Below are 13,793 nucleotides of genomic sequence, written 5' to 3'. Positions count from 1 at the left end.
CATTAACACCCTGGATAGGGGCAGAGTTTATCCCCGCCCGCCAAGGGCGCGGAGATAGAGAAACCCGATGGAAAAAACGCTCCGTCTAGGTCTTCATCTCGTGACAAAAAGAAGGGGAAAAGGGACTTGGCCGTCCCTTTCCCCTTCGCCCCTCTATCCGAAGTTCGCCCTAGAGCACCTTGTCCGCCCTTTTGACGACCGCTTCCGGCAGCTTCACTCCCATCCTTTCGGCGGCCTGGGTATTCACGTAGAGATTGAGGTCTTTCAGGGTTTCTACGGGCATGGTGGCGGGATCCGCCCCTTGCAGCACCCGCACGGCCATCTCACCGCTCTGCAGGCCCAAACGGTAGTAGTCGATGGCCAAGGCGGCGATGGCGCCCCGCGGCACCGAATCAATATCGGCGGCAAAAAGCGGGACCTTGTTGTCTTCACACACCTTGACCACGGACTCGAAAGCGGAAACCACCGTGTTGTCCGTGGGAATGTGGATGGCATCCACACGCCCCACCAGGCTCTTGGCGGCCATGAAGACCCCGCTGGAATTGCTCACCGTGGCCTCCACCACTTCGATGCCGCGCTTGGCGCATTCCTCCTTCAGTTGATTGAGTGACGAGATGGAGTTGTCCTCGCCCGAATTGTAGATGAAGCCCAGCTTCTTGAGATTCGGCACAACCTCCAGGATGAGGTCCACCTGCCGGTCCACGGGGCTCCGGTCCGTGGTGCCGGTCACATTGCCCCCCGGCCGCTCCAGGCTTTCCACCAGACCGGCGCCCACCGGATCGGTCACGGACGAGATGATGATGGGAATTTCCTTGGTGGCGTTCACGCACGCCTGGGACGTGGGGGTGGCGATGCTGTGGATGAGATCCACCTTCTTCCCCACCAGCGCCTTGGCGATGCTGTTGGCGGTGGCCATGTTGCCCTGGGCGATCTGGATATCGTAGGTCACATTCTTGCCTTCCACATAGCCGTGCTTGGCCAGTGCGTCGATAAAGCCCTGACGGGCCGCATCCAGGGCCGGATGTTCCACGATCTGGCTGATGCCGATGGTGATCATCTTGTCCTGGGCCGCGGCCGGAACAACCAGCGCCAAGACAAGGGCACACAACCCGATGGCCTTCACAATCTTCATGGTCCCGCTCCTTTGTGTCCGAAGAATCCGACAACTGCCCCCCATACCTTTCTAAGCCCTCAAAAACACTGGCAGGAAAATACATTTGCACCCCTTTTCTGTCAACCTCGCAATGCGCCATTCCTTTTCGTCAAAAAGGACCATGGCAACATTGATTCCCGAAGGCCGTCGTGATATGAGCCGAAGGGTCACTAGGGGTGGTTTTGCTGAGAGTCCCGCGGCGGCGGGGCAACCCTCATCACCTGATCTGGGTAATACCAGCGTAGGGAAGTGACACGGACAAAGACTGCCGAAGGCACCCGCACGAAGACCGTTCTTGTGCGGGGCGGGCTTTGACGTGCCGCTTTCCCGTGGGAAATGCGGTTTTTCTTTTGTCGAAACCCGAAGCGGAAAGGAGTCTTGCATGGAAACGCGGAAAGTGGCACGAGCCGTTATCTTTGTGGCCATCGCGGTGGCCCTGTCCCCCATCTTCATCCCGGTGGGCATTTCCAAGTGCTTTCCCGCCCAGCACATGATCAACGTGCTGAGCGCCGTGATGCTCGGCCCCGGATACGCCGTGGCGGTGGCGGCCCTTGCGGCCGTGATCCGCAACCTCCTGGGACTGGGCACCCTGTTGGCCTTTCCCGGGGGCATGATCGGCGCCCTGCTGGCCGGACTGGCCTACAAGGCCACGCGCAACATCTATGCGGCCGGACTCGGTGAGGTGATAGGCACCGGACTGCTGGGATCCCTGGCCAGCGTCTGGCTGGTGGCGCCCGTTTTCATGGGAAAAACCATGCCGTTGGCCACCCTGATGATCGCCTTTTCCGTGAGTACCCTGGGCGGCACCATCCTGGGCATCGCGGCCCTGCATGTCCTTCGGAAGGGAGGCATCTGGCATCCGTGATCTTTCTGGAGGGCCTTTCCTACAGCTACCATCCCTCGCCTCCCCCGTGGGTTCTGAACGACATCCACTTGGAAGTCCGGCAGGGCGAGTATGTGGCTCTTTTTGGCGCCAGCGGCTCCGGAAAATCCACCCTGGCCTACGTCTTCAACGGCCTGATCCCCCACTTTTTCGGCGGCAAGCTGAAAGGCAGGGCCTCGGTGTGCGGCCTGGACGTGGCACACACTTCGCCGTCTCAGTTCCTGCCCCATGTGGGGCTGGTCCTCCAGAACACGGACGCCCACCTCTTTTCCGGCTCGGTCCGGACCGAGCTGGCCTTCGGTCTGGAAAGCCTGGGACTGCCCCCTGCCGAAATTCAATCCCGTACCCTGGAAATGTGCCGCCGGCTCCCCTTGGAACATCTCCTGGATCGCCCCCCTCACGATCTATCCGGAGGCGAAAAGCAACTGGTGGCCATCGCCTCCGTCCTGTGCCTTCGGCCCCGGGTCTTGATCCTGGACGAGCCCTTCGCTCACCTGGATCCGCCCAACAGGACCCTGGTTCGAAAGATCCTCCGAGACATCCACTCGGCCGGCACCACCCTTGTCGTGGCGGAACATCTCTCCGACGCCTACCTGCAGGACGTCTCCCGGGTGATCGTGCTGGACGGCGGCTCCATCCGTTTCGACGGCCCCCCGGACCGGTGCCTGGCCCATCTGCAGGCGGCGGGAATCGTGCCGGCTTATCCTCCGATTTCACGCCCGGAACCGAACCCCGCCGCCGAAATCCTGCTGGAGGTCCTCGATCTGACCTGCCAACGTTCCGGAAGGACGATCCTGGAAGACGTCTCCTTCGTCCTTCGCCGGGGGGAAAGGGTGGCCATCCTGGGAAAAAACGGCGTGGGCAAGACCACGCTGGTCAAGCACCTGAGCGGCCTTCTCAAACCCTCGAGAGGCCAAGTGCTCTGCCAAGGCAAACCGGTCCATGGCCTACCCGCCCACCGGGTCGCCTCCCGAATCGGCGTCTCCTTTCAAAATCCCAACGACCAGTTCTTCAAACCCCGGGTGGGGGACGAGGTGCTCGCCGGAGTCCGCCTGCTCGCCTCCAAGGGATTGGCCCCTGCCGAAAGCTGGGTGGAGGAGGTCCGCCGTCTTTTCCGGATCGATCCGCTATGGGAACGGTCCCCGTATCGCCTGAGCGAAGGCGAGAAGAAGCGCGTGGCTCTGGCCTCCATCGCCGCCATGGCCCCGAAAGTCCTCATCTGGGACGAGCCCACCGCGGGTCAAGACGGCCGGTTCCGCCAGGATCTGGCCCGGCTGATGGGCGAACTTTCGAAGCGCGGCACCACCACCCTGGTGGTGACCCACGACCTGGAATTCGCCCGAGCCACGTGCACCCGATGGCTGCTGCTGGAAGACGGCCGGCTCACCCAAGACACCTCCCTGCCGGAAGAGGGGATGAAGAAATTGAGGTTTTCGGCATGAAGGCATTGGATCCTCGCATCCGACTGGGCTTGGGCCTTCTTTTCGTTGCAACGGTGCTGGCCACCCACTCCCGGACCGTTCTGCTGCTGGAAGCCGCCGGACTCTTGACGCTCATCCCGCTCCTGGGCCTATTGAGACCCTGGGGCGCTTCCCTCCGCCTGACGCTGCCCATGATCGCCATCGTCTTCCTCGTCTCCTTGCTCGCCTTCGATCTCAAAACGGCCGTGGACCTCTCTGTCCGGCTGCACAATCTCTTCGCCGCCTCCTTCGTCTTCTTCCGGATGCTTACGGCCGAAGAGCTGGCAGGGGCTCTACGGGCCATGAAAGTGCCCTACGTCTTCGTCTTCATGTTGACCACGGCCATGCGATACGTTCCTCTCATGGGACGGAAAATCCGCAACATCCGCGACGCCCAGACGGCCCGCGGCATCGACCTTCGGTTCCGCCCGGGCAACATCGGCCACTTCACCGCCCTGGTGATCCCTTTGCTGTTCCAGGCCTTCATCCTGGCCGATCACCTGGCTTTGGCCATGGAATCCCGTGGCTTTTCCAGAAGGGAGCGAACGGAGACGCCTTCGGGCAGGCTGGGAATCAGGGATGCGGGGGCCGCACTGGCCGCCGCCCTTCTGTGCACTCTGCTGATCTGGTGGGACCGAAAGGGTGGTCTGTGATGGAAACACCGACTCCGGATAGGATCCGCGACCGCTTCACGCTCATCGTCGGAGAGGTGAACAGCGGAAAGACCACTCTGACCCGGGATCTGCTCCACGAAGTGGCACGCCATGAATCGGGGCCACTGGTGGTGGTGGACCTGGCTCCGCAGATTCCGCCCGACCTGGCCCGGCGCATCGGCAGGCCGGGGATCGGAGGAAGGCTCCAGACCCCTTCGGCGCCCCACGTCCATGTCCTGACAACGGAACTGCACGCTCCCCGCCTCACCGGCCGGGACGACGAGGAAAAGGCCGCCCTGGCCCGGGAAAACGCCCGCCGAATCGAACCGCTCTTTGTCCAAGCCCTGGATCTGAAGCCCACCCACCTTTTTGTGAACGATGCCTCCCTCTACCTCCAGGGCGGCTCCCCCCTGCGACTCCTGGACTGGCTCTCCCGCGTGGAAACCCGGGTCGTGAACGGCTACTTCGGCACGAGCCTGGGCGAGGACGCCCTCTCCAAACGGGAACGCTCGGCCATGTGGACCCTCATGCTCCACTGCGATCATCTGATATTTCTGGAAAAGCATTCAAAAGAAGACTAGATTCTGCCGATTCCCCTGCATAGGGAAGAATCGCGGAAGGATGAAAGGGGCGAGGCATGTTGAGTTTTCTTTTCAAACGGGAACAGATTGTCATCGACTTGATCTTTAAGTATTTGGAGACACTCAAAAAGACCCAGGCGAGCTTTTATGAGGCCCTGCAGACATGCCTGGTCAATCCTCAGTGCAAGAATTTCGATTTTCACATCGAAAGGACGCACAAGTTCGAGTCCAGCGCCGACGACATTCGGGACGAAATCAAGGATCTGATCTACGCCAAGGCCCTGATTCCCGAGTCCCGCGGAGACATGCTGCAATTGCTGGACGCGCTGGACGACATCCCGAACCAGTTGGAGACCATCCTTTACACGATCCAGACCCAAAGGCTGTGTATCCCGGAATTCATCCGCGAGGACTTCATGGAACTCATCGACCTGTCCATGGATGCCTGCGACCTGGCGGCTCGACAGGTGCGGGCACTCTTCCAGCGGGATGATGATCTCAAGGCCCTGGGGGATCTGATCGACAAGAAGGAAAGTCAGGGAGACCACTTGGAGCGGCGTCTCATCTCCAGGCTTTTTGCCGACCATGAACTGAACCCCTTCGTCAAGCTACAGATCAAGGAACTCATCGGACTGGTGGGCAAGCTAGCCGATATGGCCGACAAGGTCTCTCGGCGCCTCCACATCATTGACATGAAAAGGCGGGTGTAGTGCTGTCTTTGCTGGGTGGAATCTTTCTGGGCTGGTCCCTGGGGGCCAATGATGCGGCCAACGTGTTCGGAACCGCCGTATCGTCGCGCATGGTGCGGTTCTGGACGGCGGCCGTGCTGGCGGCCGTCTTCGTGGTGGCGGGCGCGTGGATGGAGGGCCACCGGGGCATCGCGACCCTTCAGTCCTTGACCCAAGTGGACATGACCCACGCCATGGTGGTTTCCGTGGCCGCCGCCCTCACGGTGACCCTCATGACCCTGCTGGGCCTTCCCGTCTCCACCTCCCAGGCCGTGGTGGGGGCGGTCCTGGGCATCGGGATCCTTAAGGGAGCCCAGACCATCCGGATCCGCACCTTGGGCAACATCCTTTTTGCCTGGATCGTGACACCGGCGGTGGCCTGCCTGACCACCTTAATGCTCGACTTCCTGGTCCATCTCCAGTACGTCCCCCATGCCGGATAAGGGCGCCCAAGAGGCCGCCGAACCGCCCCGGTGCGGCTTCGCTCAACTTCCCGGACTTTCCGACAGAATCCCCGCCATGGTTTGGCCGTCCACATTCCCCCCGCTCAAAAGGATTCCCACATCCCCTGTAGGTTTAACTGCACCGCTCAAAAGCGCCGCCAAACCCAATGCGCCGGACGGCTCCACCACCAGCTTCATGCGATAGAACAAGAAGCGCACGGCCTCCCGAATGGCTTCTTCCGAAACGGTCCGCATGTCGTCCACATGGGCCAGGACGAGAGGAAAGGTGATGTCGCCCAGCCGAGGAGTTCTCACACCATCCGCGATGGTGGGAGGGTTGTGGACTTCCTGCAAAGTTCCCATGCGAAAGGAGCGGGTGGCGTCGTCCGCCGACTCCGGCTCCACGCCCACCACGCGACACCGCGGGAAGTAGCCTTTGACGGCAACCGCACAACCACTCAACAGCCCCCCGCCGCCGCACGGCACCAGCAGCATGTCCAGATGGGAAACCGCCTGGGCCAGTTCCAAGCCGGCGGTACCCTGGCCGGCAATCACATCCCAATGGTCAAAGGGAGGGATAAAGACCCTCTCCCCGCCGTCCACCGCCCGCAGCGCCTCCTCCCGGCGGGTTGTGGCTGGATCGTAGGTAACAATGGTCGCCCCGTAGCCCTCCACCGCCCTGCGTTTGATTTCCGGAGCATTGGCGGGCATGAGGACGGTTGTGTCGATTCCCAGTTCACGCCCCACCAAGGCCACGGCTTGGGCGTGGTTGCCGCTGGAAATGGTCACCACGCCCCGGCGTCTCTCCTCCGGGGAAAGCCGGCTCAAGGCGTTGAAGGCTCCCCGGAACTTGAAAGCGCCTATCCGCTGCAGGTTCTCACATTTGAAATGGAAGCGCGCTCCCAACATTTTGTCCAAGGTTCGGCAGCCCATGACTGGGGTCACGTGGGCCTGTCCGCGTAGGCGCTCCTGAGCATCAAGGATGCGCTTGAAAAGATCTGCCGCCGTCTTCAACTCTTTTCCTCCCTGCAATCAAGAACGAGGCGTGCCGTCTCCTCCAAGATCCTCCGGGCCCGGCTTCCATACTGACAGAATCCCAGGGGATGCGCTATATTGAAGGTTCAGAACCGGCATCCCGCCGAAAGGAGACATTCCATGGGCAAAGACCCGAGCCCGATACCGAATCACGGACAAGCGCCGGGCACCCGTTTCGCGTCGGCGCTGAACGAAGCGCAATACCGGGCTGTAACCCACCCCGGCGGGCCCCTGCTGGTGATTGCGGGGGCCGGCACCGGAAAGACCCGCACCCTGGTCTATCGGGTGGCCTACCTGGTGGAGCGGGGCGTGGATCCCCGGTCCATCCTTCTGCTCACCTTCACCCGCAAGGCGGCCCAGGAAATGATGGAACGGGCCTCACGGATCCTGGACGCCCGCTGTGAGATGGTGGCCGGGGGCACGTTCCACTCCTTCGCCAACCTCACGTTGCGCCGCTACGGCTCCCTCCTGGGCTACCCGGCCTCTTTCACCATCGCCGACCGAAGCGACGCCGAAGATCTGGTCAACCTGATCCGCACCGAATTGGGATTTCACAAAAACAAAGCCCGGTTTCCCAAGAAGCGGGCGCTCATGAACATCATCTCCCGCGCCGCCAACTGCCAGGTCCCCGTGGGCACGGTGCTGGCCGAAGAATACCCTCAGTATGAGGACCTGGCGCCGGAAATCGAAAAGATCGCCGAGACCTACGCCCTTTACAAGCAGGAACGGGCTGTCATGGATTACGACGATCTCCTGACCAAGTGCCGGGATCTGCTCCGGGACCATCCCGATGTGCGCCGGCGGATTTCCTGGACCTACGAACACATCCTGATCGACGAGTTCCAGGACACCAACGCGGTTCAGGCCGAAATCGGCGCTTTTTTGGCCTCGGAACACGGCAACATCATGGCCGTGGGAGACGACTGCCAGAGCATCTACTCCTTTCGGGGCGCCGACTTCCGAAACATCATGGATTTCCCGAAGCGCTTTCCCGACTGCACCGTCGTCACCCTGGAGGAAAATTATCGAAGCACCCAGCCGGTGCTCAGCTTTACCAACGCCGTGATTCAAAACGCCCGGGAAAAATACAGCAAGCAGCTCTTCACCCGGACGGCGGGCGGCACCAAGCCCGTCTATGCCCGCCCCTCCAGCGAGATCGCCCAGGCCCTCTACGTGCTCCAAAAGATCCAAAAGCACCTGCAGGACGGGGTGCCGGCCCACGAGATCGCCGTGCTCTTCCGGGCCGGTTGGCATTCCAACGATCTGGAGGTGCTCCTCAACAAGAACGGGATTCCCTTCGTCAAGTACGGCGGCATGAAATTCATTGAGGCGGCGCACATCAAGGACGTCCTGGCCTTTCTCAAGGCGGCGCTCAACCCCGCCGACGCCGTCTCTTGGCATCGGATCCTGCTGCTCATCGAAGGCGTGGGGCCCACCACCGCCAAACGGCTGGCCGAAAGCGTGCACAAAAAGGGACTGGAGGCCCTGGTTTCCAAGCCCCTTCAAAAGAGAAAGTACGCGGCGACCCTCCAGGCCTTCCACGACACCATGACTCGCCTGGCCGCCGGCCGGGAACCGGTGTCGGAAAAGATGGAGGCGGTCCTCACCACCTACCAGCCTCTGCTGGAAGCCAAGTACGACGACGCGCCCAAGCGGACCCCGGACCTTCGATCCCTGGCGCAGATGGCCGAGCGCTACGAAAGCGTGGAGGCCCTCCTGGCGGACCTCACCCTGGAATCCCCCGAACAGGCCCTGGCAGGCGAAGACACCCCACGCCGGCGCAAGGATCATGTGGTGCTTTCCACCATCCATTCGGCCAAGGGTCTGGAATGGGAGACGGTCTTCATCATCTACCTGGTAGACGGCCATTTGCCGTCTTCCTATGCCTTGAACGATGACGACGGCATCGAAGAGGAACGACGCCTTTTCTACGTGGCGGCCACCCGTGCCAAACGGCACCTCTATCTGGTGGCCCCCAAGGTCCAAGGCCCGGCGTCCTTCTATTCGCTGGCCACGGGAGGGCCGTCCCGGTTTCTTTTTGAAATCGGACGGCTGGGGGAACTGGTCAGGAGAGAGGCTTGAAAGGCCCCTTTACTGAAGCGGGATGAAGCGGATCACCTGAGCGTTTACGCACCGATAGATCTCTTCGTCCGTGCCGTAAACGTCCACGATGCATCGGTGGTCGATGAGCTTCTCGATGATGTAGGCCGTGACGTAGAGGCTCACAAAGTGCGGCCGAGGCACCAGATCCCGCACGTTGGCCACCTGGTACTGCACGTCGAACTCTTCGGCGTTCAGCAGATTCTCCAGGCACCAGTGGATCTGGCCTTCCAGCTCCGACTTGCTGGTGGTTTCCACCAGCTTGGTCTCGATGAGCTTGGTGGCGATGCGATCGCTCAGTGCATCCATGTGATCCCTCAGCAGCTGGAGGGCCCGGGCGCGCTGCGCCTCCTTGGCCTGATCCAGCCTCGAGATCACGGACATTTCCCTCACATTAGGTCTGTATTCTCGTGCCATGGCATCCCCCGCGCTCCGGCCCATGAGGTCGAAGCCTTTCATGCGGCGCCGCATCCGCCATATCCGCAATCATACTGGCAAGATAGCCGGCGCCGAAACCGTTGTCGATATTTACCACGGCCACCCCGGGAGCACAACTGTTAAGCATGCCCAAAAGGGCCGCAATCCCTCCGAAGGAGGCCCCATAGCCCACGCTGGTGGGCACGGCGATCACGGGCCGGGCCACCAGGCCCGCCACCACGCTGGGAAGCGCCCCCTCCATGCCCGCCACCACCACATAGGCCGCCGCCCGGTCCAATTCCTCCCGCAGGCTGAGCAGGCGGTGGAGGCCGGCCACCCCCACGTCGTAAAAGCGCTCCACCTTCTGCCCCAAAACCTCGGCCGTAATGGCCGCCTCCTCAGCCACCGGAAGGTCGCTGGACCCGGCGCAAAGCACCTGAACCGACCTCCTGGCCGGGGGGCGCTCACACCCACGGGGATCCTTCCGGTAGATCACCCGGGCCGCGGCGTCATAAGAGAGATCGGGAAAATGCTTCAGCACTTCTTCGGCCTTTTCCGAACTCACCCGCGTGGCCAATAACGGCCCGCCGGCTCGGTCCATGGCCTGCAGGATTTTCAGTATCTGCTCCGCGCTTTTGCCTTCGCCGTAGATCACCTCCGGATAGCCCCTGCGCAGGCTCCGGTGGTGATCCACCTTGGCAAAGCTCAGGTCTTCAAAGGGCAACCGCTTGAGAAAGGCAAGAACCGCCTCCAGATCCACCGTGCCCCGCTTGTACGCTTCCAAAATCTCCACCAGTCGACGCATCCTGTCCTCTCAGCTTTCCCCGTGTTCGGCCCGCCGTCCGCGCGGGTCATCCAGGACTGACAGAACCAACGCCACCTGTCGGTCGGCCACCCCCGCCATCTTCCGGATGGCCTCCAGAGCCCTCCGCCGATGCACCCCCATGCGGTCCGGTTCGCTCAAGAGAGCCCTCCAGCGGGTCAACAGATCCTCCCGGCTTGCAACGCACACCCCCACCCCGGCCCGGCTCAGGATCTCATGCTCTTCCATCACGGTTTGCACATGCGGCCCGTAAAAAACCGTCTTGCCCCAGGCGACGGGCTCCAGGATGTTGTGGCCGCCCACGGGCACGAGACTCCCGCCGCAAAAGATCAAGTCCCCCAAGGCGTAGAGGTCGAAAAGATGGCCGATTCGATCCACCACGATCACGTCCGCGGATCGCCGCCTCTTCTCGGATTCCAGAAATGTGGAGAGATCGTCGTAGGGAATCCCCCTGGCACGAAGCCATTCCCGCAAGACCGGCACCCGGTCCAGGTGGCGGGGAGCGAACACGCCCAGAAGGCCGGGCGTGGATTCCTTGAGGCGGCTGAAAACCTGGAGGAGATCCGTGCACTCCCGGCCCCGAAGACTTCCCGCCACCATCACCGGCACGCCCTCCGGCACCTGCAGGCGCTCGCGCCAGAGAATCTCCGCCTGCGGATCGGCGCGGTCCATGAGCGTGTCCACCTTGGCGCTTCCCGTCACATGCGTCCGGTCTTTCGGAACGCCCAGGAGCAGCAGCCTCTGCCTGTCCTCCTCGGACTTCATGGCGGCCAGGCGTAGCGATCGAAAGAGCGGGCGGAAGATTCCCTGAAACCTTCGATAACTTTCCAGTGATCTTTGGGAAAGGCGGCCGTTGAGAAGAACGACGGGCACGCCGCGTCTCCTGAGAGCCCCATGGAGCACCGGCCAGAATTCGCTTTCGAAGGCCACAAAGAGATCCGGAGAAAGGGAAGAGAGAAGGGGGTGGACGGACCAGGGAAAATCCATCGGCGCAGGAAGGACCGTCACTTCGTCCTGCACCTGAGCCCGCGCAAAACGGCACCCTTGCGGCGTCCCCACGGTAAGAAAAATCGCGGCCTGGGGCCGCGCGGCGCGAAGCCGACGGATCACCGCCAGGGCGCCCGTGACTTCCCCCACCGAAGAGGCGTGAAGCCACAGTCGGGGGCGGCCCCTCCCCGCCGCACCATCCATCCGGGGGAAAAGGCGCCTTTGCCAGAATCGGCGCTCCCAGCCTTTCATGAACTCTATCCTTGCCCTCCCGTCAAATTTCATTCTATCTTTTCAAACACGCTCGGTTTTCCGGAAAATCACACCGGCGTGAAGGCACCGATAGCAGCAACGGCGTCATTTGTGAATGGGAAAGACGCCGGGTTGTTCATGCAAAAGAAAGAAAGGGAAGAAAACACCCATGGAAAAAGCCGTCCGCATCGCCCAGCTCTTTCAAAACGAAGAGGCGCACAAGGAAAAGGAAGTGACCATCCAGGGGTGGGTCCGCACCCGGAGGGATTCCAAGGCCGGCATCAGTTTCATCGAGGTCAACGACGGCTCGTGCCTCAGGAACCTCCAGGTGATCGCCGAAAGAACCGACCCGGAACTCACCCGGGTGGTGGACCGGCTGGCTACGGGCTGTTCCGTTCAGGTTCGGGGCGTGGTGAAGCCCTCCCCCGGCAAGGGCCAAAGCATCGAAGTCCATGCCCGGGAAATCGTCCTTTTCGGGTGGGCGGATCCCGCCATCTATCCCTTGCAGAAGAAACGGCACAGCTTCGAGTTCCTGCGGACCATCGCCCATCTTCGCCCGCGCACCAACACGCTGGGCGCCGTGGCCCGCCTGCGCAATCGGTTGAGCTTCGCCGTCCACCAGTTTTTTCAAAAGGAAGGCTTTGTCTATGTGCACACGCCCATCATCACGTCCAGCGACTGCGAAGGGGCGGGCGAGGTCTTCCGGGTGACCACGCTGGATCCCGCCAACCCGCCCTCGCCGCAAGGCCGGGATGGGAACCTCTACAGCCTGGACTTCTTCGAAAAGCCCGCCTTTCTCACGGTGAGCGGACAGCTGCAGGCCGAGATCTATGCCCTGGCCCTGGGCAAGGTCTATACGTTCGGGCCCACCTTCCGGGCGGAAAATTCCAACACCAGCCGCCATCTGGCTGAATTCTGGATGATCGAGCCCGAGATGGCCTTCTACGACCTGCAGGACAATCTGGAGCTGGCCCAATCTTTCATCAAATACGTGATCTCGGCCGTTCTGGAGGACTGCGCCGAGGATCTCCAGCTGTTCGCCCGGTTCGTGGAACCCACCCTCATGGAAACCCTGGAAACCCTGGTTAGGGAAACCTTTGAGGTCATCACCTACACGGAAGCCGTGGAGCTGCTGAAAAAATCCGGCGAATCCTTCGACTATCCGGTGGAGTGGGGGTCCGACCTGCAGTCGGAACACGAACGGTACCTGACCGAGAAAAAATTCCGAAAACCGGTGGCGATCATCCACTTCCCGCGCGCCATCAAGCCCTTCTACATGCGGGTGAACGAGGACGAAAAAACCGTGGCGGCCATGGATGTGCTGGTCCCCCGGGTGGGAGAGATTATCGGCGGGTCGCAAAGGGAGGAACGGCTGGACGTGCTGCTCCAGCAGATGGAACTCAAGGGCATCCCGGTGGAAGAGTATCAGTGGTACGTGGATCTTCGCCGGTTCGGATCCGCACCCCATTCGGGTTTCGGGTTGGGACTGGAACGGCTGGTGCAATTCGCCACGGGACTGGGCAACATCCGGGAAGTCATCCCGTTTCCGAGAACCCCGGGGCATGCGGAGTTCTGAAGCCGTCTCAAGAGATGCAGAGGGGTGGTTTTGTGTGGTCGCCGGGCGGAGGCCCCCGACCACATTCAAACTCCTAGTCCACATCCCCTTCCGGCGGGAGCGGGTCCGCATGGGCGGCCAACTCTCGAAGAAGCCTCAAAGACTCCTGCGCCTCCTGCGGGTCCACCTTGTGGAGCGCAAAGCCGGCATGGACGATCACATAGTCGCCCACCTGGGCGGGTTCGGGGAGCAGGGTGAGGGAGGCGCGCCGCACGGCGTCCCCCACGCGCACGGTGGCCATCTCATCTTGGATTTCCACGATTTCAGCGGGAATAGCCAAACACATGGTTCATCGATCCTCGTTTTCGTCCGTAGGTGAAGGGGTCTTTAAGGTGGACCCCATTGTCAAGACAACGTTTGGAGAAATTTAAGGTGTTGCCTTGATTCTTCACAACCCCGCCTCCAGTTTCCTTGGCTCTCTGGTCCCGGATTGGGTGGCCGGGTTCCCAATATGCATTAAGAGACGTGCCCTCGCGGTAGACCGAGTCGCGGAGGGGCGCCGAGAATGGGCCCAACCGTGGCTCGTCGGAGGCGGCCCTCCGCGACGGCTCGGAAGGCTCCATTCATGCCGCATTCTCTAGGGCTTTTCCCCGGTAAACCTCCGCCGGTGTTCTGCCTTTCAGGCTCTGATGGGGACGTTCGTTGTTGTAAAAGTCAAAATAC

14 protein-coding genes and 1 riboswitch are annotated in these 13,793 nt (G+C 61.7%); of the genes, 8 read left to right on the top strand and 6 right to left on the bottom strand.

All coding sequences use genetic code 11. The features are described 5' to 3' along the window. Positions 1 to 169: 169 nt before the first annotated feature. A complete protein-coding gene (locus BUB04_RS13650) occupies positions 170 to 1,132 on the bottom strand; it encodes an ABC transporter substrate-binding protein (RefSeq protein ID WP_073040445.1) in 963 nt (320 codons plus the stop codon). Between the two features lie 183 nt (positions 1,133 to 1,315). Further along, a riboswitch (TPP riboswitch) is annotated at positions 1,316 to 1,418 on the top strand. Between the two features lie 117 nt (positions 1,419 to 1,535). Between BUB04_RS13650 and thiW the strand changes: the two genes are divergently transcribed. The 6 genes from thiW to BUB04_RS13620 are packed head-to-tail and all read left to right on the top strand — an operon-like array spanning position 1,536 to position 5,901. After that, on the top strand, positions 1,536 to 2,018 hold the full coding sequence (thiW, locus tag BUB04_RS13645; protein WP_073040443.1) for an energy coupling factor transporter S component ThiW: 483 nt from the start codon (positions 1,536 to 1,538) through the stop codon (positions 2,016 to 2,018). Beyond that, a complete protein-coding gene (locus BUB04_RS13640; RefSeq protein ID WP_073040441.1) occupies positions 2,015 to 3,478 on the top strand; it encodes an ABC transporter ATP-binding protein in 1,464 nt (487 codons plus the stop codon). The genes thiW and BUB04_RS13640 overlap by 4 nt, the downstream gene beginning before the upstream one ends. Then, positions 3,475 to 4,149 (top strand): energy-coupling factor transporter transmembrane component T family protein, encoded by a 675-nt coding sequence (locus tag BUB04_RS13635; protein ID WP_073040439.1) that lies wholly within the window; start codon positions 3,475 to 3,477, stop codon positions 4,147 to 4,149. The genes BUB04_RS13640 and BUB04_RS13635 overlap by 4 nt, the downstream gene beginning before the upstream one ends. After that, positions 4,149 to 4,730, top strand: a complete 582-nt coding sequence (locus tag BUB04_RS13630) for a hypothetical protein (protein WP_073040437.1) — start codon at positions 4,149 to 4,151, stop codon at positions 4,728 to 4,730. The genes BUB04_RS13635 and BUB04_RS13630 overlap by 1 nt, the downstream gene beginning before the upstream one ends. Positions 4,731 to 4,786: 56 nt before the next feature. Further along, positions 4,787 to 5,440, top strand: coding sequence for a DUF47 domain-containing protein (locus BUB04_RS13625; RefSeq protein WP_073040435.1), 654 nt, complete (start codon positions 4,787 to 4,789; stop codon positions 5,438 to 5,440). After that, a complete protein-coding gene (locus BUB04_RS13620; RefSeq protein ID WP_073040433.1) occupies positions 5,440 to 5,901 on the top strand; it encodes an inorganic phosphate transporter in 462 nt (153 codons plus the stop codon). Before BUB04_RS13625 ends, BUB04_RS13620 begins: the two co-directional genes overlap by 1 nt. A 42-nt stretch (positions 5,902 to 5,943) precedes the next feature. On the opposite strand, the gene BUB04_RS13615 is transcribed toward BUB04_RS13620, so the two are convergent. Then, positions 5,944 to 6,915, bottom strand: a complete 972-nt coding sequence (locus BUB04_RS13615) for a pyridoxal-phosphate dependent enzyme (protein ID WP_218588467.1) — start codon at positions 6,913 to 6,915, stop codon at positions 5,944 to 5,946. 141 nt (positions 6,916 to 7,056) lie between these two features. On the opposite strand from BUB04_RS13615, the gene BUB04_RS13610 reads away from it, so the two are divergent. Further along, a complete protein-coding gene (locus tag BUB04_RS13610; RefSeq protein WP_073040429.1) occupies positions 7,057 to 9,018 on the top strand; it encodes an ATP-dependent helicase in 1,962 nt (653 codons plus the stop codon). 9 nt (positions 9,019 to 9,027) lie between these two features. On the opposite strand, the gene BUB04_RS13605 is transcribed toward BUB04_RS13610, so the two are convergent. The 3 genes from BUB04_RS13605 to BUB04_RS13595 are packed head-to-tail and all read right to left on the bottom strand — an operon-like array spanning position 9,028 to position 11,515. Beyond that, positions 9,028 to 9,420 carry a hypothetical protein gene (locus BUB04_RS13605; RefSeq protein WP_245795198.1) on the bottom strand — a complete coding sequence of 131 codons (393 nt, stop codon included), beginning with the start codon at positions 9,418 to 9,420 and terminating at the stop codon, positions 9,028 to 9,030. Between the two features lie 10 nt (positions 9,421 to 9,430). Then, entirely contained in the window at positions 9,431 to 10,258 is an 828-nt protein-coding gene (larB, locus tag BUB04_RS13600; protein WP_073040427.1) for a nickel pincer cofactor biosynthesis protein LarB, read from the bottom strand. 9 nt (positions 10,259 to 10,267) lie between these two features. Continuing rightward, positions 10,268 to 11,515: a 3-deoxy-D-manno-octulosonic acid transferase gene (locus BUB04_RS13595; protein WP_073040425.1), complete on the bottom strand. Its 1,248-nt coding sequence runs from the start codon at positions 11,513 to 11,515 to the stop codon at positions 10,268 to 10,270. Positions 11,516 to 11,684: 169 nt separating this feature from the next. Between BUB04_RS13595 and asnS the strand changes: the two genes are divergently transcribed. Then, positions 11,685 to 13,091 carry an asparagine--tRNA ligase gene (asnS, locus tag BUB04_RS13590; protein WP_073040423.1) on the top strand — a complete coding sequence of 469 codons (1,407 nt, stop codon included), beginning with the start codon at positions 11,685 to 11,687 and terminating at the stop codon, positions 13,089 to 13,091. 73 nt (positions 13,092 to 13,164) lie between these two features. Here the strand turns inward: asnS and BUB04_RS13585 are convergent, their stop codons facing one another. After that, positions 13,165 to 13,416, bottom strand: a complete 252-nt coding sequence (locus BUB04_RS13585) for a HypC/HybG/HupF family hydrogenase formation chaperone (protein WP_073040420.1) — start codon at positions 13,414 to 13,416, stop codon at positions 13,165 to 13,167. Positions 13,417 to 13,793: the final 377 nt, after the last annotated feature.

The sequence above is a fragment of the Desulfacinum infernum DSM 9756 genome (genome assembly GCF_900129305.1).
GTDB lineage: Bacteria > Desulfobacterota > Syntrophobacteria > Syntrophobacterales > DSM-9756 > Desulfacinum > Desulfacinum infernum.
The sequence above is the reverse complement of the archived record's forward strand: the minus strand, read 5'-3'. Positions and strand labels throughout refer to the sequence as shown.